The 19791-nt window shown below is 61.9% G+C and carries 19 protein-coding genes; 4 read left to right on the top strand and 15 right to left on the bottom strand.

Annotated elements, in window-relative coordinates:
• Positions 1-300: 300 nt before the first annotated feature.
• The 11 genes from hemH to GH983_RS14220 form a co-directional block, all read right to left on the bottom strand.
• Positions 301-1335, bottom strand: coding sequence for a ferrochelatase (hemH, locus tag GH983_RS14270; RefSeq protein WP_153762741.1), 1035 nt, complete (start codon positions 1333-1335; stop codon positions 301-303).
• Positions 1336-1456: 121 nt separating this feature from the next.
• Complete coding sequence (locus GH983_RS14265) at positions 1457-3355, bottom strand: 5'-nucleotidase C-terminal domain-containing protein (protein ID WP_153762740.1); 1899 nt, start codon at positions 3353-3355, stop codon at positions 1457-1459.
• A 202-nt stretch (positions 3356-3557) separates the two neighbouring features.
• Positions 3558-3920, bottom strand: a complete 363-nt coding sequence (gene omp10 / locus GH983_RS14260) for an outer membrane lipoprotein Omp10 (protein WP_054148231.1) — start codon at positions 3918-3920, stop codon at positions 3558-3560.
• Positions 3921-4106: 186 nt separating this feature from the next.
• Positions 4107-5549 carry a homospermidine synthase gene (locus tag GH983_RS14255; RefSeq protein ID WP_153762739.1) on the bottom strand — a complete coding sequence of 481 codons (1443 nt, stop codon included), beginning with the start codon at positions 5547-5549 and terminating at the stop codon, positions 4107-4109.
• A gap of 136 nt (positions 5550-5685) precedes the next feature.
• On the bottom strand, positions 5686-6555 hold the full coding sequence (locus GH983_RS14250) for a DUF3445 domain-containing protein (protein WP_246727403.1): 870 nt from the start codon (positions 6553-6555) through the stop codon (positions 5686-5688).
• The gene (locus GH983_RS14245) at positions 6552-6950 is read right to left on the bottom strand and encodes a type II toxin-antitoxin system HicB family antitoxin (RefSeq protein WP_153762738.1); all 399 of its coding nucleotides are present in this window, start codon (positions 6948-6950) and stop codon (positions 6552-6554) included. Before GH983_RS14245 ends, GH983_RS14250 begins: the two co-directional genes overlap by 4 nt.
• Positions 6951-6970: 20 nt before the next feature.
• The gene (locus GH983_RS14240; protein WP_153762737.1) at positions 6971-7153 is read right to left on the bottom strand and encodes a type II toxin-antitoxin system HicA family toxin; all 183 of its coding nucleotides are present in this window, start codon (positions 7151-7153) and stop codon (positions 6971-6973) included.
• Between the two features lie 56 nt (positions 7154-7209).
• A complete protein-coding gene (locus GH983_RS14235) occupies positions 7210-7494 on the bottom strand; it encodes a YciI family protein (protein ID WP_153762736.1) in 285 nt (94 codons plus the stop codon).
• 8 nt (positions 7495-7502) lie between these two features.
• Positions 7503-8123 (bottom strand): aminotransferase class IV family protein, encoded by a 621-nt coding sequence (locus GH983_RS14230; RefSeq protein WP_153762735.1) that lies wholly within the window; start codon positions 8121-8123, stop codon positions 7503-7505.
• Positions 8108-9271 carry an aminodeoxychorismate synthase component I gene (locus tag GH983_RS14225; protein ID WP_153762734.1) on the bottom strand — a complete coding sequence of 388 codons (1164 nt, stop codon included), beginning with the start codon at positions 9269-9271 and terminating at the stop codon, positions 8108-8110. Before GH983_RS14225 ends, GH983_RS14230 begins: the two co-directional genes overlap by 16 nt.
• Positions 9272-9290: 19 nt before the next feature.
• The gene (locus GH983_RS14220) at positions 9291-11138 is read right to left on the bottom strand and encodes a M3 family oligoendopeptidase (protein WP_371418490.1); all 1848 of its coding nucleotides are present in this window, start codon (positions 11136-11138) and stop codon (positions 9291-9293) included.
• 256 nt (positions 11139-11394) lie between these two features.
• On the opposite strand from GH983_RS14220, the gene GH983_RS14215 reads away from it, so the two are divergent.
• Complete coding sequence (locus tag GH983_RS14215) at positions 11395-12912, top strand: sigma-54 dependent transcriptional regulator (RefSeq protein WP_153762732.1); 1518 nt, start codon at positions 11395-11397, stop codon at positions 12910-12912.
• A gap of 302 nt (positions 12913-13214) precedes the next feature.
• Entirely contained in the window at positions 13215-14945 is a 1731-nt protein-coding gene (locus tag GH983_RS14210) for a DUF882 domain-containing protein (RefSeq protein WP_236759287.1), read from the top strand.
• Positions 14946-15024: 79 nt separating this feature from the next.
• Here the strand turns inward: GH983_RS14210 and GH983_RS14205 are convergent, their stop codons facing one another.
• The 3 genes from GH983_RS14205 to GH983_RS14195 all read right to left on the bottom strand — a co-directional run bounded on the left by GH983_RS14205 (position 15025) and on the right by GH983_RS14195 (position 16523).
• Positions 15025-15291: a DUF2312 domain-containing protein gene (locus GH983_RS14205; protein ID WP_054148241.1), complete on the bottom strand. Its 267-nt coding sequence runs from the start codon at positions 15289-15291 to the stop codon at positions 15025-15027.
• Positions 15292-15396: 105 nt separating this feature from the next.
• The gene (locus tag GH983_RS14200) at positions 15397-15702 is read right to left on the bottom strand and encodes a DUF1244 domain-containing protein (RefSeq protein ID WP_069043455.1); all 306 of its coding nucleotides are present in this window, start codon (positions 15700-15702) and stop codon (positions 15397-15399) included.
• Positions 15703-15713: 11 nt separating this feature from the next.
• Positions 15714-16523: an N-formylglutamate amidohydrolase gene (locus GH983_RS14195; protein ID WP_054148243.1), complete on the bottom strand. Its 810-nt coding sequence runs from the start codon at positions 16521-16523 to the stop codon at positions 15714-15716.
• Between the two features lie 302 nt (positions 16524-16825).
• Between GH983_RS14195 and GH983_RS14190 the strand changes: the two genes are divergently transcribed.
• Together GH983_RS14190 and pyk are read left to right on the top strand one after the other, a co-directional pair.
• On the top strand, positions 16826-17215 hold the full coding sequence (locus tag GH983_RS14190) for a DUF1036 domain-containing protein (RefSeq protein WP_085942941.1): 390 nt from the start codon (positions 16826-16828) through the stop codon (positions 17213-17215).
• Positions 17215-18654, top strand: a complete 1440-nt coding sequence (gene pyk / locus GH983_RS14185; RefSeq protein WP_153762731.1) for a pyruvate kinase — start codon at positions 17215-17217, stop codon at positions 18652-18654. Before GH983_RS14190 ends, pyk begins: the two co-directional genes overlap by 1 nt.
• A 57-nt stretch (positions 18655-18711) precedes the next feature.
• Here pyk and GH983_RS14180 read toward each other — a convergent pair whose 3' ends face one another.
• Positions 18712-19752, bottom strand: a complete 1041-nt coding sequence (locus GH983_RS14180) for an alpha/beta fold hydrolase (protein WP_371418489.1) — start codon at positions 19750-19752, stop codon at positions 18712-18714.
• Positions 19753-19791 lie beyond the last annotated feature (39 nt).

Genomic DNA, 19791 nt, shown 5'->3' with positions numbered 1-19791 from the left:
TTTCCGTCTCGGATTTGCGCTTGTGGGCAGCTTGAGGTTGTCTTTTCGGTTGTGTTGTTTCGGAGCCCGACACGCTAAGCAAATGAAAAGATGCGTTAAAGCTGGGCATATGTACCGAAGATTGGGCTTTTTCTCATTAGCTCGCCATGCGTGTTCGCCGTCTCGGTTGTACCGCTACCGTAGCTCAAATGCCCCTCCGGAAGGCACGGTGCGACGCGAAGTGACATTGATATAAATGAAAAAAGGACCGCCTTCCGGCAGTCCCTTGGTCATGTTGCATGTAGCTTAGCCTATTGAGCTTCAGGCCCAACCCTGGAGCTCCCGGCGGACGACGTTCTCGATCACGCGCATGCCGTCGTCGCTGTCGTTGAGGCAGGGAATATGGGTGAACTTCTCGCCGCCATTGTGCAGGAAGTCCTCGCCGGCTTCACCGGCGATTTCCTCCAGTGTTTCCAAACAGTCGGAGACGAAGCCCGGGTTCATGATGGCGATGCGCTTGACGCCTTCCTGGGCCAGCTTTTCGACCGTCTTGTCGGTATAGGGCTGCAGCCATTCCTCGGGCCCGAAACGCGACTGGAAGGTCACCATCAGCTTTTCCTTCTCCCAGCCGAGATGCTCGCGCAAGAGACGCGTCGTCTTGTGACACTGGCAGTGATAGGGGTCGCCCTTCATGAAGTAGGACTTCGGAATGCCGTGATAGGAGGTGATCACCAGTTCAGGCTCCCAGTCGAGGGTCGCCAGATGCTGGTTGATGGAGTTGGCAAGGGCGGCAATGTAGACCGGATCATCGGCATATTGCGGCACGGTGCGCAAAGCCGGCTGCCAGCGCATCTTCAACAGCGCCTTGAAGGCTTCATCGTTGACGGTCGCCGTGGTTGCCGCCGCATAGTGTGGGTAGAGCGGATAGACGAGAATCTTCTCGCAACCCGCCTTCTGCATCTCGTTCATCTTCGCCTGGATCGCCGGCTGGCCGTAGCGCATGGCCCAATCGACATGCACGTTCGGCAGATCGTTCAAGGCAACCGCGAGCTTTTCCGCCTGGCTGCGGGTGTAGGTGCGCAGGTAGCTTTCGTCGAGATCCTTGTTCCAGATCTCTTCATAGGCCTTGCCGACCTTCTGCGGGCGTCGGTTGAGAACAATCCCGTACAGAATGGGGTACCAGAACCACCGTGACCACTCGATGACGCGCTTATCCGTCAGGAATTCCTCGAGATAGCGGCGCATGGACTTGTAGTCCGTGCCATCGGGCGTTCCAAGGTTGACGAGCAGGACGCCGACCTTGCCGAAATTGACGGGCGGATGGTCGGAGGGCCAATGGGCAGGCATTACATTCATCTTGATATCCTGGTGATGAGATCTCGACCGATACGTGGCGAAGGCCAGTTGAGATCATCTGATAAAAGCAAAAGCCGGCCCGGGGAAGCCCGGACCGGCTTTTGTCATGCGTCAAACGGTCTTACTTCGGCGGAAGCTGCAATTCCCGGCCGATCGAGAGCACGTTCGGATTGCGCAGCGTGTTCGCCTCGGCGATCTTGCTCCACATCATGCCGTCACCATAGGTGGCCTCGGCGATCTTCCAGAGGCTGTCGCCGGCAACCACCTTGTAGACGGTTTCGGCAGTCGCCATGGCCGCATCCGCGGCGGTTGCCGCCGGAGCTTCTGCGGCAGCCGGAGCCTCGGTTGCTGCCGGAGCCTGAGCGGGCGCTTCGGTTGCCGGCGTGGTCGTGTCGCCTGCCGGCGGTGCCGTCGCGGAGATCACGGTGATGCGACCGTCGGTGTAAGGCCTGTAGGGGCTGTTCTTGGCGATGTAGTCGGCCACGACAGTTTCGAGGCCCGGGCCGAAATCGTAGGCGTTCTGTCCGCCGCTCTCGAACACGCCATAGCCATCACCACCGGTGCGCATATAGTTGTTGGTGGCCACGCCATAGACCTTCTCGGGGTCAATGGCGACGAAGGCGTCACCTTCCTTGACCTCGACGGAGGAGATGCGGCTGCCGGCCGGCTTGGTCAGGTCGGCGGTGTATTTCAGACCGGATACCTGCGGGAAACGGCCGGCCGCTTCCTCGACCTGGCTCACGCCGTTCTCGAGGGCGGCCACGATGTCGGAGCCCTTGAGCTGGAAGGAGGCAAGCGTGTTCTGGAAGGGAAGGACAGTGAGGACCTCGCCCATGGTGACGGTGCCGGCGTCGATCGACGCGCGCAGACCGCCGCCATTCTGGATGGCGATGGTGATGCCCTGATCGCTCAAGCGATCGACCATGGCGTCCGCCACCAGATTGCCCATGGTGCATTCAACTGCACGGCAGGTTTCACGCGAGCCGTCGATGGCTTCGGCGCTCTCGCCGATCTCCTTCAGTTTCAACTCCTCGATCGGGCCACCGAGTTCGGCCACCTTGGCGACGAAGCCTTCATCCGGGGTCACGGAGGCGTCGAGCAGCTTCGGTTCGCCAGTCGCGGTCTTGACGACGCCTGCGTCATCAAAAACGACCGTCAGGTCACCGAGATACTTGGAATAGGCATAGGCCTGGACGATCGGCACATCCGCGCCCGACGGGTTCTTCACCAGGGTCGGGTAGGGGCCCGCTGCCTTCTCGTCGGTATTGGACAAAAGCGTATGGCTGTGGCCGCCGACGATCACGTCGATGCCGTCAACGGCTGCCGCAATTTCCTGATCCTTGACGTAGCCGACATGCGAGAGCAGCACGATCTTGTCGATGCCCTGGCCTTCGATTTCGGCCACGGCTTCCTTCAGATAGCCGATCTCGTCGGCAAACAGGATGGTGTCGCCAGGCGAGGAGGTCTCATCCGTGTCGGTTGCGAGGACCGAGACAATCGCGACCTTCTCCTCGCCGAATTCCTTGACGATGTAGGGCTTGAACTTGTCGGCGACCGGAGAGTTGAGGCCAGCCAGCGTGTTGCCGGAGATCATCGGGAATTTCAGCGCGTCGATGAACTTCGCCAGCTCTTCCGGGCCGTCATCGAATTCGTGGTTGCCGATGGCCATGGCGTCGAAGCCGATGCCGTTCATGAAGTCGGCAATCGGGGCGCTCTTGTAGGTGGTGTAGAAGAGCGAGCCCTGGAACTGGTCGCCAGCGTCGAGTGTCAGCACGTTCTTGCCCGTGAGTTCTGCGCGGCGCGCATCGATGGCGGCCTTCACGCGGGCGATGCCGCCGAAGCATTCGTTGGCGGCCGCATCTTTTGCCGAGCAGGTCGAATCGGATTTGCTGATGGCCTCGATGCGGGAATGCAGGTCATTGATGTGCAGGATATTGAGTTCGAAATCGGCCAGAGCTGTTCCGGCGGTCAGGGCCAGCACCGAGGCGCTGAAAAGGCCAATCTTCAAATGTCTGAACATCTTATCTCTCCTGTTGCAATCGATCACCGGAAGTCTGGCACGGATTGATGACAGTCACGCGCCAGAATTCGGATGGCGGATGTTTTCATCAAGACCGGAACAGGGCAAGCAAAATTCACTTGATGTCCGCATGTTAGCGGGGCCAGAAACGAAAGAAGCGGCCGCTTGGGCCGCTCCTCGATAAGTCTGTCCTGGCGCCGGCTCAGCCGCGTCGGGCGAGCGAGAACTGGGCGCCGCTGTCGGAGGTGCAGTTCAGCTGTGTCGGCGTGACGAGGGCGCAATTCACCTTCTGCTGCGTGTTGCGAACCAGAGACGTCATGTTGATCTCGACCAGGCGGTCATTGACCAGCGTGTAGGTGCCGGATGCGAGGATCTGGTTGGAATCGGTCGTCCGCGTGGTGAAGGTGCCGCCCTGGAAGGTCGAGGCGATGCCATTCGGATCAACCCAGGCGCCTTCGATCGACGGACCCTGCTGAACGGCCGGCAACTGGCGGGGAGGGCTGGAATAGCAGGACGAAAGGGCGAGGCTCATCGCCGTTACAGCCACCAGGGATCTGATTTTCATTCTTGTCTCCCACCATCTCGGCGGTTCGGTCCGGCCGCCCACCGTTTGCGTTGTCATCGAGAACATGCCGCGAAGCCTCGGCCAAAGCAAGGCGGAAGCCTTGTATTGCCGGGGTTATCCCGTCCTTGCTTGCAACGAGAAAGGCCCGCCGCGAGCGACGGGCCCCAAGCTCTGGCCTGAAACCGTTTATCGGACCAGGATGTTCCGGAACTGCCACGGATCCTTTTCATCGAGGTCTTCCGGGAAGAGGCCCGGGCGACCATCAAGAGGCGTCCAGTCGGTGTAGTGGCCTTCGACCGGGCCGAGATAGGGCGACTGCACTTCCAGGCAGCGCTTGTAGTCCATCTCGTCGGCTTCGACGATGCCGGCCTTCGGGTTCTCGAGCGCCCAGACCATGCCGGCGAGCACGGCCGAGGTCACCTGCAGACCGGTTGCGTTCTGATAGGGCGCGATGCGGCGGGTTTCTTCGAGCGACAGGCGCGAACCGAACCAGTAGGCGTTCTTTTCGTGGCCGTAGAGCAGCACACCGAGCTCGTCGACGCCATCAACCAGTTCGTCTTCGTTCAGCACGTGCAGAACAGGCTGCTGCGTGCCGCCATTGCCGAACATCTCGTGCAGCGAAAGCACGGCGTCGTTGGCCGGGTGATAGGCATAGTGGCAGGTCGGGCGATAGACGACTTCGCCGTCCTTCTCGACGGTGAAGTAATCGGCGATCGAGATCGACTCGTTGTGGGTTACGAGGAAACCGTATTGCGGACCCGGCGTCGGGCACCAGGTGCGAACACGGGTGTTGGCGCCGGGCTGCTCCAGGTAAATCGCGGCCTTGCAGCCCTTCTTGTGCTTCTTGGCGTTCTTCGGCATCCAGTTTTCATGGGTGCCCCAGCCGAGTTCGGAGGGCTGCAGACCTTCCGAGATGAAGCCTTCGGCCGACCATGTGTTCCAGAAGACGTTGAGCGGCTTCGGGTTCTTGGTGCGCTGGGTATCGCGTTCGGCGATGTGCACGCCCTTGACGCCGACCTTCTTCATCAACTTGGCCCAGCCGTCACGATCGTTCTGGTCGGGCTCTTCGAATTTCAGGCCGATTTCATGGGCGAGGTTGACGAGGCCCTGCTTTACGAACCAGGACACCATGCCCGGGTTTGCGCCGCAGGTGGACACGGCCGTCGTGCCGCCCGGGTTCTTCGCCTTTTCCTGGCGCACGGTTTCGCGCAGCGCATAGTTGGTGCGCTCGGAATTCTTCATGTTCTTGTCGAAGTAGAAGCCGAGCCAGGGCTCGACAACCGTGTCGATGTAGAGCACGTCGAGCTTGCGGCAGAGCTTCATCAGATCGAGCGAGCCGGTGTCGACCGACAGGTTGACGCAGAAGCCCTGGCCTTCGCCTTCGGTCAGAAGCGGCTTCAGGAGCTTCTTGTAGTTGTCCTTGGTGACATGCGCCTGGATGTGCTTGATGCCATGCTTGGCAAGCAGGTCGGCTTCGTCATTGCGGGGATCGATGACGACCATCCGGCTCTTGTCGAACTTGAAGTGGCGTTCGATCAGCGGCAGGGTGCCGCGGCCGATCGAGCCGAAACCGATCATCACGATCGGGCCGGTGATCTCGCCATAAACCGGGTAGGTCATTTCGCTCATTTCCGTCTCCTTGGAGGCCCGGTCGTTGTGCCTGGGCCATGTTTCCGGCCTGTCTTGTGCGGCCGGAGCGATACTGGCGGTTCTAGATCACAAAAATCTGACACAATAAAGGGCAGGGGCATGGGGGTGAGGGGCCTCACCGCTGATTTTCGAGTGCTGTATCTTGCCGCAGGTGGGCGACGAGCCGGTCACGCTGGGTGTCGAGGCCCTTGTATCGGAGCTGATCGCCGGCGAGGCCCTCCAGCTGCTCGGCCAGGGCGGCGCCGAGCCTTCTGCCGTCAGGATGGTTCCTGAACGCTATGACCGGATCCAGATAGATGCGGATCGTGAAGACGATAGCGCCTGTCACAGGCAGTTTCGTCAGCGTTTGGCGCTCGACGCGTACCACGGCCTCATGCGGTTGGGCGTCGTCGTTGCGGCCGGTTTCCGGGTGAAAGAGCTTTTCCTTCCAGTTGATCGACCAGTTGAAACGCTCGGCGGGCAGGCCGGGCGCCAGATTGTCGAAGATGCGGTTGATCATGGCAGCGTTGCGCGTGCCGCCCTGGAACCCCGGCACATGCTCGTGGACCTCCTCCATTGGCCGATCGAACTTTTCCGCAAGCGACCAGGAGGATGGGAAGGAGAGATGAGCAGCGGCGATGGACCAGCCGGCGTCGCGCTTCATCATGATGACGAGGTCGTCCTGTACCAGCATCCCAGCGCGCATGAGCGGGGGCAGGGTGTCGTCGTTCAGGGACGGCGCATGCATGTGTTGCGGATGATGGGCCTTGAGATGGGCGACGAGGGCTGCCAGACATTCCTCCTGGGCGGGGAGACTGTCTTCGGTCGCCCGGAAGACGTCCTCGTGCCGTGCCGCTGCCAGCGCGCGCTTTTCGTTCAGGTAGCGATCGCAGTCGGCATCCGGTTCGATCCAGCGGGTCGGGTCGAGGGCGGACAGGCCGATGGTGAAGGGGCGCGTCGGGCCGGCGTATGGTGTGTGGGTGAGTTTCGGTCGCGCCTTGATCACGCCGAGCGCTCGATCTCTTTGCGAGCGCAGCTTGCCAGGAAGGCCGACCGGGTGAGGCCTCGCTGCTTGGCTACCTGGTCGATTGCGGCCAGCGTTCCTGCTTCCATCGTGATGTTCGCCCGAACAGTCCGTGTATCGTCTTCGATGAGGGGCACGCGGATGAGGAATGCGCCGGCAGCCAATTCGTCACGAACATCGGAACGCTCGACGATATCCTGATGAGAGGAGGGGACCGGAAGCTCTTCATCCTCTGCCCAAAGCCTCAAGGCTTCGATTGCGTTGATGACAAGGTCTTCATCGCGATCCGCTGCCGAGAATACGGTTGGCAAATCGGGGAAGCTGATGCCGTAGGCACTCTCCAGGTCCTTATGGACCAAAGCCACGTAGTATCGCATATGCCGATTTCTCTTGCTCTTCAGATCCAGCCCGCCTGTTTCGCAATTGCCCGGGCGGTGCCAAGCGGGAGATCCTTCTTCGGATGGGGCACGATGATCGTCTTGCCACCTTTCCGAAGCTTGTGATGGGAGCCAGACACCGAAACAAGTTCATATCCCTCGGCCTTCAGGCGCTGGATGATCTTGCGCGAGTCCTTCTCCATTGCCTGTCTCCATGCGCAAATATATGCGCATCACTTCTTTTCTTCAAGGGATCAACCTAGTCCTTCAACCCTTCCAGTCCCGCCGCCGTCCGCGTCACCGCCACTTCCGTCACTTCATAAATCGCCACGCCCTCGACCGCGAAGGGATCGGTCGCGACATAGGCCTCGATCTCAGCTCGATCGCCCCGGGCTAGGATCATCCCACCAGTGCGCGGGTTCTTGCGGCCCGACGCCAGAAACAGGCCGTTGTCATAGCCGGCGTTCACCCAATCCATATGTGGGGCCATGAACCGATCGGCCTCTTCGGTGGGCTTTACATAGGTGAGGGAGAGAATGAACATGTGTGGCCCTAATCAATGAGTTCTGCGCGGATCAGGCCGCGCAGGGAATTGCCGACGAAAAGCTTGCGCTGGTGAAGGTCGTTGAGTTTCAGCACCTCGCCACGCGCCTTGCGCTCCCGGATGAGTTCGGCCCGCAACACGCCGGGCAGGAGGCCGCTGGCAAGCGGCGGGGTGAGCAGCATGCCGTCGGCGGCTTCGGCGAAAATGTTGGTGATCGTGCCTTCACAGACCTCGCCACGCTCGTTGAGCAGGATCACTTCGTCGACCTCATCCCTGGAAAACTCGGCGCGCGCGGCCTCGTAAGGCTCGCGGCGGGATGTCTTGTGGCGGAAGAGGCTGTCTTCGGACTGCAGACGGGTCTTGGCGACCTTCAGGCGCCAGACCGTTTCCTCCGGGATAGGCTCGAAGGGTGTCGCCGTCACCTCCATCTTGCCGCGATAGGTCATGACGAGGCGCACACGCAGTGGTGTTTCGCCGGAGACTGCCTTCTCCAGCTTGCCCTTCGCGTCCTGCGGCTGCCGAAAACCCAATGCATCGGCAGACCGGGACAGACGACGCAGATGCTGGTCGAGCCGCAGAAAGCCTGCGTCCGGCTGCCACCGCATCGTCTCGATCAGCGAGAAATCCATTGGTCTCCCAGGGCAAAACGCGCCTTCAGCAGGCATTCCTCGTATTCCGCCTCGGCCTTCGAATCGAAGACGATGCCGCCGCCGACATTGAAGACGGCGCGTCCGCCGTTGAAAAGGGAGATGGTGCGGATTGCCACTGAAAATCGCATGGGGCCTGCCGGGTCGCACCAACCGATCGCGCCGCAATAGACGTCACGCGGACCGGCTTCGAGTTCATGCAGGATGCGCATCGCCCACATTTTCGGTGCGCCGGTCACCGAGCCGCAGGGGAAGAGGGCGGCCATGATCTCGGGCAGGCCGATTTCGGGCATGAGCTTGGCGCGCACATAGCTCACCATCTGGTGGACCGTCGGATAGGTCTCTATGGCGAAGAGTTTGGGGACCGAGAGGGTGCCGACCTCTGTGATGACGGAGACATCGTTGCGCAGAAGGTCAACGATCATCCGGTTCTCGGCCTGGGTCTTTTCGTCGGCGAGCATCGCTTCGATGATTGCCTCGTCCTCCTCGGGGCTTGCGCCGCGCGGTGCCGTACCCTTCATCGGGCGGGTTTCGATCCAGCCGTCCTCGTCGACCGAGAAGAAGAGTTCGGGCGAGCGGGACAGTATGACAGGGCCGGTGCCGTAGTCGATCAGCGCGCCATAATGCACGGGCTGGCGACCGACGAGCGACCAGAAGGCCGCACGGGGATCCCCCTCCCAGCGGGCTTCCACCGGCATGGTCAGGTTTGCCTGATAGCAGTCACCCTTGCGCAAGTGATGATGCAGGCGATCGAAGCGGGCGCTGTAGGCTTGGAAATCCCAGCCGGCCCGGGGATCAGTCAGGAGAGGCGCATTCGGGATGTTCGAGGGCGCCTCAGCCAGCGGGTGTTCGGCCGGTGCTGGGGCGGCGAAGACACCCATCGCGATCAACGGTGTTTCGCGCCCGTCCTCAACGAGCGGCCTCAGCTTCGGTTCGAATACGAAGCCCGCCTCATAGGACAGATAGCCCGCCAGCCACTTGCCGGCCTTCCGGGCTGCCTCCAGTCGGGCAAGCGCCGGTTCGACCTCGTCCGCCGTCCGGGCGACGACGAGCGCCTCCGGTTCGGCAAAGACGAGGCTCGTCCCCGCGCGGTCGTCGCGGAAGAGCGCATAGGGCGCGTGGTCATGCATGGATGTCGGCTGCTCCGGTTCAGGCGGCCTTATCTAGCGCTTCCAACTCGTCGATCAGCCCCTCGATCATCGACAGTCCCTTGGCCCAGAACGACGGATCGGTGGCGTCGAGGCCGAAGGGAGCCAAAAGCTCGGAGTGATGCTTGGTGCCGCCGGCCTTCAGAAGCTCGAAATACTTGTCCTGGAAGCCCTGGTCGGCGTTCTGGTAGACGGCATAGAGCGAGTTTACCAGGCAGTCGCCGAAGGCATAGGCATAAACGTAGAAGGGCGAGTGGATGAAGTGGGGGATATAGGCCCACCAGTTCTCATAGCCTTCCGAGATCTTGATCGCCGGCCCAAGGCTTTCCTGCTGAACGGAGAGCCACAATTCGCCGATTTTCTCGGCCGTCAGTTCGCCTTCCTTGCGAGCCGTGTGGATCTTCCGCTCGAACTGGTAGAAGGCGATCTGGCGCACGACCGTATTGATCATGTCCTCGACCTTCTGGGCGAGCATGGCCTTCCTCTCGCGCTTGTCCGTCGTCTTGTCGAGGAGGGCACGGAAGGTCAGCATCTCGCCAAAGACGGAAGCCGTTTCAGCCAATGTCAGCGGGGTCTGGCACATCAGGGCACCCTGACCGCCGGCCAGAACCTGATGCACGCCGTGGCCAAGCTCATGGGCAAGCGTCATGACATCGCGCGGCTTGCCGAGGTAGTTGACGAGAACATAGGGGTGAGCCGAAGGCACCGTCGGATGGGCAAATGCACCCGGAGCCTTGCCGGGGCGGGCGGGGGCATCGATCCAGCCGCCGTCGAAAAAGCGCCCGGCGATGTCAGCCATTTCGGGCGCAAAGCCGCCATAGGCCGAGAGCACCATGTCCTTGGCCTCGTCCCAGGAGATCAGGCGATCCGGTGTTTCGGCAAGCGGCGCATTGCGGTCCCAGAAGTTCATCTGGTCCATGCCGAGCCACTTCGCCTTCATCTTGTAATAGCGATGCGAAAGGCGCGGATAGGCTTCGCGCACGGCTTCAGCGAGCGCATCGACCACTTCGCGCTCGACGCGGTTGGCGAGGTGGCGACTATCGGCGATGTCCTCGAAGCCGCGCCAGCGGTCGGAGATGTCCTTGTCCTTGGCGAGCGTGTTGGTCACCAGAGTGAAGATGCGGATATTGTCTTTGAAGGTCTTCGACAGGGCTTCGGCGGCGAGCTTGCGCTTGGCCGGGTCGGCATCCTGCAGAAGCGTCAGCGTCGGCTCGAGCGGCATCTCGTCTTCGCCCACCTTGAACCGCAGCGAAGCCAGCGTCTCGTCGAACAGGCGGTTGAAGGCGGCGGCACCCGTCTGCGACTTCTCAAGGAAGAGCTGCTCGATCCGGTCATCGAGCTGGAAGGGCTTGTCCTTGCGCAGGTCGACGATCCAGGGGCGGAAGTGGGCGAGAGCGGGATCCCGGTCCATGGCGGCGTCGACGGCGTCGTCGGGCAGGCGGTTCAGCTCAAGCGGGAAGAAGAGCAGGCGTGACGACATGTCCGTCAGCGTGGCCTGGATATCGCCGAAGAACTTGCCGTTCGCCGGATTGGTCATGTCGGAATAATAGGTGAGGCCTGCATAGGAGGCGATCCGGCCGAGCAGGTCTTCCAGTGCCTCCATCTCGCGCAGCGTTTCGGCCAGAGAGCCGTCACCAACGGTTTCGAGAGACGCTGCCAGTTTGCCCTTCCACTTCGTCTCAAAGGCAAGCGCATCGGCGCCGGCCTTTTCCACGGCGCCGAGGAATTCCGACGAGGCCTGGCCGGGATAGAGGTCGTCGAGTTTCCAGACGGGAAGGTCGCCGAGATTTTGATCCCTGCTCGCGGAGGCCTGGGTGACGGGGCTTAAGGCGGGGCGGCGGTCGATCATCATGGTGACGTCCTTTCTCTCGTTCTTTGCGGAGATGTAGTCAGTCGCCCGCCGATGGGCAAGCAGCCGGGTGTGTCGGAGTGGTGCGACCTGAGCGAGCCGATTGCCGCAGCGCCTCTGTGGATTGTGCCAGAAACGGTTAAGGACCGTTAAAATGCTAGGTTTTCTCCCAAGAACATCTTCAGGCCTTTCTGCCAGTCTCCCTCGCGATAACCCAGGAGCGCGAACGCGCCGAAACAGCCTCGGGGAGCGCAAGTTGACCGCAGAAATTCTACTCATCGATGAAGATGCCGCCGAGCGCCGCAGCATGAAGGCTGCGATAGAAGCGCACGGCCATGCCGTTCATGTCGCCGACACCTCGCCTGCGGGCCTCGAACTCTTCCGCCGCCAATCCGAGCAAATCGGTGTTGTCGTGCTCGACGTGACATCCGCAGACGGCCCAAACCCCAGCGTCATTCCCATGCTCGCCGAGATCAATCCGAGCGTACCCGTCATCGTCTGTACCACGGAAGGCGCGACCGAAACCGCGCTCAACGCCGTGCGTGCGGGCGCCTTTGACTTCCTCGTCAAGCCGATCGCCCAGGAACGGCTGATCGGCGCCATCGAGTCGGCACTGAAGATCCATCGTACCAGCCTGCAGGGCCGCGCGCCGCGCCGGGCTCGGAGCGGTTCGGTCAGCTTCTCTGACGTCGTTGCCGCTAGTGCGGCCATGTCGCGCGTCGTGGAACTCGGTCGTCGGGCAGCGCAGTCGATGATCCCCGTGATGCTCGAAGGGGAAGCCGGCGTCGGCAAGGAACTCGTGGCGCGCGCCATCCATGCCTCCAGCGATCGGTCGTCCCGTCCGTTTGTTTCGGTCAACTGCAATGCCATCACGCCTGGGCAGATCGAAGATGTGCTGTTCGGCAGCGAAGCGCAGATGGGCAAGGTTGCCGAGGCTGAAGGTGGCACGCTTTTCATCGAAGAAATCAGCGAGTTGCCGCCCGTCGGCCAGATGCGCTTGCTTGAGATCGTGCAGTCCGGCGAAGTTCATCGCAGCGGACATGTCAAGCCTTTGAAGGCCAATGTGCGGCTGGTTCTGGCGACCAACAAGGATCTGATCGAGGAAGTGAAGGCCGGGCGTTTCCGCGAGGATCTCTACTACCGGGTCAACGTCTTTCCGATCACCATTGCCGCGCTCCGCCGCCGCAAGGAGGACATTCCGCATCTCATCAGGGCCTTCGTCGAGCGCTTTTCGCTCGAGCAGCGCCTGCCGCGGACCCTGCCGGTCGAATCTTCCGCCCTCGCCTTGCTGACCTCCTTCGACTGGCCCGGCAATACGCGCCAGCTTGAGAACGCGATCTTCCGCGCCGTTGTTCTGGCCGAGGGCGCCAGTCTCAAGGAAAGTGACTTTCCGCAGATCGCAGCGCAGGTCACCAGTCATCGAAGCGCGACTGTCGGTAGCGAGGCGCAGGCCGTCGTTTATGAGCCGAGCCCGATCGCCAAGGTTCAGGCCGCTCTTGCCGAGCGTGCTGCGGGCCTGGTTGGCGGCCAGTCGGCTCCATCCACAGGTTTTCAGGGATCGGCCTCCGGCAATGTCATCGTCAGCACCGACGAGGCCGGCAATGTGCGCAAGCTGGCCGAGATCGAGGAGGAACTGATCCGCTTCGCGCTGAAGTTCTATCGCGGCCAGATGAGTCAGGTCGCCCGGAAGCTCGGCATCGGCCGGTCCACGCTCTACCGCAAGCTCAAGGATTACGGAATCGATCCCGACGATCCGCAGAAGGATGCCGCTTGATTTACCTCAACCGTTCGATGTTAACTCTGGGGTAAGCTTAATCGCTTACCCAAGGGCTAAGCATTTGTTAGGCAAGCGTTCACCATAAAGGGATAGCTTGTGCGGATGTGGCAAATTTGCCATGGTATGACCGCATTTGACGTTCAATTCGGTTGGCGTGGGACGTAGTCTTTCGGACGGGGATTGCATTGCAGGCATCGCAGGACATCAGCGCGCTCTCTAGACGAAACGAGCGCAAAATCCGGCTTGCGTCTGCACAGTCGGTAAACCGGCTGTTGTCTCCGCTGTTTGCCGCAGTTCTGATGAGTTTCTGCTTCTTGCTTGGCAATGCCGCCACAGCGCGCGCCGAGAGCCGCACCCTCAACATCGAGTTTGTGCATACCGGCGAACGCGCTTCGATTACCTTCAAGCGCAACGGGCGCTATGACCCCAAGGGGCTGAAACAGCTCAATTATATTCTTCGTGACTGGCGCCGCAACGAGCCGACGAAGATGGACCCGCGCCTCTTCGATCTCGTCTGGGAAGTTTATCGCCAGTCGCGTGCCAAGGGTTACATCAAGGTCGTCTCGGCCTATCGTTCGCCTGCTACAAACAACATGCTGCGTTCGCGCTCCAAGGGTGTCGCGAAGGAAAGCCAGCACATGCGCGGCACGGCGATGGACTTCTACATCCCCGGTGTGCCGCTGAAGACGCTGCGCGAAATCGGCGTGAAGATGCAGGCCGGCGGCGTCGGCTATTATCCGAATTCCGGCTCGCCTTTCGTTCATATGGACGTGGCCGGTGTTCGCGCCTGGCCGCGAATGAACCGCCAGGATCTCGTCCGTCTCTTCCCCGACGGCAAGACCGTCCACATTCCTTCCGACGGCAAGCCGCTGCCGGGCTACCAGCAGGCGCTCGCCGAATACAAGCGCCGTGTCGCATCCGGCAACACTGTCATGATCGCCGAGGAAAAGTCATCCGCGCGTCCGCGCAACTTCCTCGCCATGCTGTTTGGCGGTGGCGATGAGGATGAGGTCGAGGATGTGCCGGAACCTGCCGCTCGCCCGGCTACGGCCCAGCCGCAGCCGGTACCCGCTGCGCCGCGCCAGCAGCCGGTCGGCGCGGCACAAGACCCGGTCATGGTCGCCAATGCGCTCCCGGGCGTCGATGCTGCCGATGCGCCTGTCCCGCAGGCCCGCCCTTCGCTTCGTCCGGCTGACAACAGTCTTGCCGTTGCGCTCTATCAGCCGCCGCGCAATGCCGCAGAGGATGCGCTGCAGCAGGTCGCAAGTGGCGTGCCCACGCCGGCCAGCGCGCCGTCTGATGAATTTCCCGATCTCGCCTCGGTGAACGTGCCCGTGCCGACGCTTTTGAATACGCGTCCTGGTGCTGGTCCCGAGGAAGGGGTGATGACGGCATCGATCGATCCGAGCTCGGAAGCCATGCTTCTGGCCGAGGGAATGGCCGTGCCGGTTCCGGCAGCCCGTCCGCAGGTCGCCGAAGCACTGCTCGCCTCCGCCCAGGCGGAAGCCGAAGCGGAAGTCGACGAAGTCGAGCAGGCGATCCTGTCGCCTGAGGCCGCTGCCGCCCTTGAAGATAGCACCATGCCGGAAATGGCCGCACCGATCCCGGCGAGCCCGCCTGCCCAGGCTGAACTTCGTGCCGCACCGGCACCGGCTGCAAAGCCTGTCGAGGTGGCCGCAATCCCGCCGCAGCCGGAAACCGTGGTGGAGTCGACCACGCAATTTGGCGACATGTTCGATGCGCCGTCCGAACCCGTGGCGGATGCCGATGCGGCGCTGCCGAAGAAGGGCGGTCGTCCGGGACAGGAAGATGCGGAGCGCGCGCATATGGCCATGTATGGCGGCACCCAGCTGACCAAGAACATGATCGAGCAGTGGGCGCTGAACCAGGGCAAGTTTGAATCCGTCGCCAAGCCGGTGAAGGCCCCGCGCGTCGTGTCCCGTTCGCTCGTGGCTCCTGCGACTGCCGTTCCGGATGGGTTCCGCCTCGATGCGACCACGGTCGATCCGAGCCGCTTTGGCGCTCCCTGATCTCAGGCTTTTTCCGCAGCGCAGACAAAAAGAAACCCGCCGGATCGGCGGGTTTTTTGTTGGTCGCAGCGAGGGTGCCTCAGCCTTCCGGCGGGCTCTCGATCATGCCGAGCGCGTGCAGGTAGGTGTCGAGGATCAGATCCTCTTCCATGCGCTCCTGGTCGTCCTTCTTGCGAAGCGCGATGACCTTCTTGAGGATCTTCGTGTCGAAGCCCATGGACTTGGCTTCGCCGTAGACATCCTTGATGTCGTCGGCGATGGTCTTCTTTTCTTCTTCCAGGCGCTCGATGCGTTCGACAAAGGCACGGAGCTGGTCGCGGGCGACGCCGTGAGCGGCATCAGACATGGGCAATCTCCTTCATTGCGGGGATGGCATTCTCGGGATGGTTTTCGTGGCGTCCACGTGCCGCGAAGCAGCGTCCGCGTCAAGTCCCAAAGCTTGTGGGACGCGTCATTCCTTCGGGCGGTTCTCTTCGAAGGCTTGCTGCTGATCGGCGCTTGCCTCGCGCTGATTGAGCGACTTCCACGCGTCATAGGGCATGCCGTAAACGATCTCGCGGCTTTCGTCCTTGGTGAGGTCGATACCGCTTTCCTTGGCGGCGTCGAGATACCAGTTCGACAGACAGTTTCTGCAGAAGCCGGCGAGGTTCATCAGGTCGATGTTCTGGACGTCAGGCCGATTGCGCAGATGGGAAACGAGCCGGCGAAAGGCGGCCGCTTCGAGTTCGGTCTGCTGGTCCTTGGTCGGGAGCGTCATGCTGTCCTCCTTCAGGGCGCGATGGGTTGAGCGGGGTAGGGGCCGGTGCGCGAGGCGTGGATTTCATATTCGTGCAGCTTCGGGTCGGCATTGAGGCGTTCGAAGATCGGCGCGAGGCGATCGGCCCAGGCGGTGACGCCGGCCTCGTCGGCGATCAGATCCTGACGCACTTCGAGAAGCGCATGCGGAATGCCCGTGATCATGCAATGACGATACATGGTGTCGCCCTTCAAGGCGCCGTCATAGGGCTCGTTGTCGCCGACGAGGATGTCACCCGATGCCTGCAGACCCTCGATCAGTGGACGAACGGCGCGGGCGTCGGTGTCCCAGAGGACGGCGGCGTGCCAGGGGCGGGGCACGCCCTTCCAGGCGGGTGTATAGGAGTGCAGGGAGAGAACGAGCGGCGCCTTGCCCGAGGCGTCCGCGACCTTGGCGATCACATCGGAGACCGCACGGTGGTAGGGCCGATGATAGGTCTCAATGCGGTGCTGCCATTCGTCTGCGGTGATCGGATGATTGCCAGGCACAATGGCGCCGTCGGAGATACGCATGATGATGGTCGGATCATCCTCGCCGCGATTCGGATCGATCAGCAGGCGGGAGAAGCGCGACATGACGGCGGGGACGCCAAGACGGGCGGCCAGCTGCCGGGTCAGCGGCTCGATCCCGATGTCATAGGCAATGTGACGGCCGAAGGCGCTGTCGGGCAGGCCAAGCTTTTCGTAGGGCTCGGGCACGATATTCGTCGCGTGGTCGGCGAGAAGCACCAGGCCGGCGTCAAAACGGCCATCCAGAATCTCAAAAGCGGGGGAAACATTCATCAGTTTGAAGCCATCGTCTGGTACAAGTGCTTGATCGCATGGGGAATGGGGGAGCGCAAGCTTTCATGGCTGTCACGTTTGTGCCAAGATCGAACATATAGGTTCTGAGCTTGGCCAAAGGCAGAAAATATAATCGATTAGAGTTGCGTTGACATTCTCTGGTCAGCATCGCAAGAAGGCATCCCATGCGCATTTTTGGAGTTCCGGCGGCAATCGTGCATCAACCGATCAGACAGACTTTCGACCGTGCTGCGGCACGTTTTCTGAAGCCCCTCCTGATCGCGGGTGCGCTGTTTTCGCCCATGCTGGCAGCCTCTGCCGCCCATGCCGAGTTTCGTGTCTGCAACGGCACGCAGAACCTGGTCGGGGTCGCGGTCGGCTACCGGGCTGAAGAGGGCTGGATCACGGAAGGTTGGTGGCAGGTCCCTGCCGGCACCTGTGCCACGCTCATCGAGGGCGAGCTCCAGTCGCGCTATTATTATCTCTACGCTGAGGATGCCGCTCGCGGTGGTCGCTGGACTGGTGACATCAACATGTGTGTCGCCGAAAACGAGTTCAAGATCGTTGGTGTGAAGGACTGCTTCGCACGCGGCTATCAGCAGATGGGATTCAAGGAATACGACACCGGCAGGCAGGGGAGCTGGATGGTCCAGCTGTCCGATACGTCGGGCACCCAGGAAAGCCAGAACTGATGAAGCGAAACCGCAAAGTAAAGATCCTCGCCACGCTTGGTCCCGCCTCTTCCGATGAAGCGATGATCCGGAAGCTGCACGAAGCAGGGGCCGATCTTTTCCGCATCAACATGAGCCATTCGAGCCATGAGATGCTGCGGACGCTCATTCAGCGCATTCGTAGCGTCGAGGCTGCCTGTGGTCGCCCGATCGGTATCCTCGCCGACCTGCAGGGTCCGAAGCTGCGGGTGGGCAAGTTTGCCGAAACGACCGTCGAGCTGAAGCCCGGCCAGACGTTCACGCTGGACAGCAACGAAGCGCCCGGTGATGTAAGCCGCGTCTACCTGCCGCATCCGGAAATTCTCGAATCGGTCAAAGTTGGTGACCGTCTGCTCATCGATGACGGCAAGCTGCACCTGAAGGCTGTCAAATGCGACGGCAAGACGATCGTCACGGAAGTCGTTTCGGGCACGAAGATCTCTGACCGCAAGGGTGTGAGCCTGCCCGACACCATTCTCGCCACCGGTGTGCTCACCGACAAGGACCGCGCCGACCTGGATGCCGTACTCGCCACCAATGATGTCGACTGGGTGGCACTTTCCTTCATTCAGCGCCCGGAAGATCTGGCGGAAGTCCGCAAGATCGCCAAGGGCCGTGTTGGCCTGATGTCGAAGATCGAAAAGCCGCAGGCCATCGAGCGGATCGACGAGATCATTGCGCTCTCCGACGCTCTGATGGTCGCCCGTGGTGACCTTGGCGTTGAAATGCCGCTCGAGCGCGTACCCGGCATCCAGAAGCAGCTGATCCGCGCCTGCCGTCGCGAAGGCAAGCCGGTTGTCGTCGCAACCCAGATGCTGGAATCGATGATCACGGCACCGGTCCCAACCCGCGCCGAAGTCTCTGACGTCGCGACCGCCGTCTTCGAAGGCGCCGATGCCATCATGCTTTCGGCCGAGTCGGCTTCCGGCCAGTATCCGGTCGAGGCCGTCGCCACCATGGCGTCCATCGCCCACACGGTCGAGCGCGAGCCTCACTATCCAGGCATCATCTACGCCCAGCGCGCCCAGCCGGAAGCGACCGGCGCCGATGCCATCTCGCTGGCTGCCCGCCAGATCGCCGAGACGCTGCGTCTGCAGGCGATCGTCTGCTACACCTCATCGGGCAATACCGGTCTGCGCGCCTCGCGCGAGCGTCCCGAAGTGCCAATCATCGCGCTTTCGCCGGTGATCCAGACCGCGCGTCGCCTGTCGGTCGTCTGGGGCCTGCACTGCGTTGTCTCTTCCGAGCCGACGGATCTCGATGACATGGTCAACCGCGCCTGCCGCATCGTCGTCGAGGAAGGTTTCGGCAAGCCGGGTGACCGCATCATCATGTCGGCCGGCGTGCCGCTTGGTACGCCCGGTTCGACCAACATGCTGCGCATCGCCTATATCGGTTCGGACGGTCAGTCGGGCGTCTGAACTCGACCGCATCCTTGATCTGGAAAAGCCGCCTTCGGGCGGCTTTTTTCATGGCGGCTACTGGCCAGCCTGAAGGGAAGGGGCGGCTCCCGTCGGTACCCCGCGTGTCGCGGCGAGCCTCGGCTCTGCTGCGCGCGCCATGGCTTGCAGATCGCGTGTTTCGCCTGCGATCTTCTCCAGGGCAGCGATCGCGATATCGGTCACGATGTAATCCGGCTTGTGGCCGAGGCCTTCGATCCAGACCAGTTCAGAGCCCGAGATGTCGCGAGCGAGGCCCTTCGAATGGATCTCCTCCAGTACGATTTCGTCAGCGTCGCCGGTGATCACTACCGTCGGCTTGGCGATCTCGCGGTAGCGCGGGGCGAAGGTGCTCACATAGGCATGGAGGCCGGCGACATCCTTTGCGTTGGATCGGAAGGTTGAGGGGCGCAAGACGAGGGCCGGGCCGGTATCTTCGAGATAGGTGTCAGGGCGTGGATTGGGTGCGAAGACATGATCCGTCGCCGGCTCGATACGCATCATGCCCGCATGCAAAGCCAGCGCGTGGCAGAAGATCGGTCCGATCACGGGCGCAGAGGCGAGGTGGTAATACCAATCGACGCCGCCCGGCCAGGGATGCGTGGCCGCTGCCAGGAAGACAAGGCCTTCGACCTTGTCGGGATGCAGAACGCCGAAACTCGCGGTGATCGCGCCGCCGAAGGAGTGGCCGACGATGATCGCCCGCTCGATGCCCTTTTTCTCCATCAGTCGCGCGATGGCGTTGGCCTGTCCGTCCGGCGTGTCGTTCTCCGGCCCGCCGCGCTCCGAATAACCGTGTCCCGGGCGATCGACGAATAAAAGCTCGGCGCGACCGCGCAAGGGCTCCAGGAAGGCGCCCGCTTGATCCCTGAGGTTGCCGGAGGCGCCATGGATGAACACGATCGGCGGCAGGTCGGCATCGGCGTCTGCGGTGATATGCAGGGCGTTCAAACGAAAACCGCCGACATCGGTGAGCTCACCGATATTCGGCGTCTTCGCCTCAATGGCGCGGGCACGAAGTTGCGTGGCGATGGCGAGCGCCGCGAGCACGGCGATGAGGACGAGGAGGATGACGAGCAAGACGAAACCGATACGGGGGAGGAGCAAGAGCGAAGCTTC

Source organism: Agrobacterium sp. MA01, from assembly GCF_009650195.1.
Classification (GTDB): domain Bacteria; phylum Pseudomonadota; class Alphaproteobacteria; order Rhizobiales; family Rhizobiaceae; genus Allorhizobium.
Note: the sequence above shows the minus strand (reverse complement) of the source record. Positions and strands in the feature narration are given on the sequence as shown.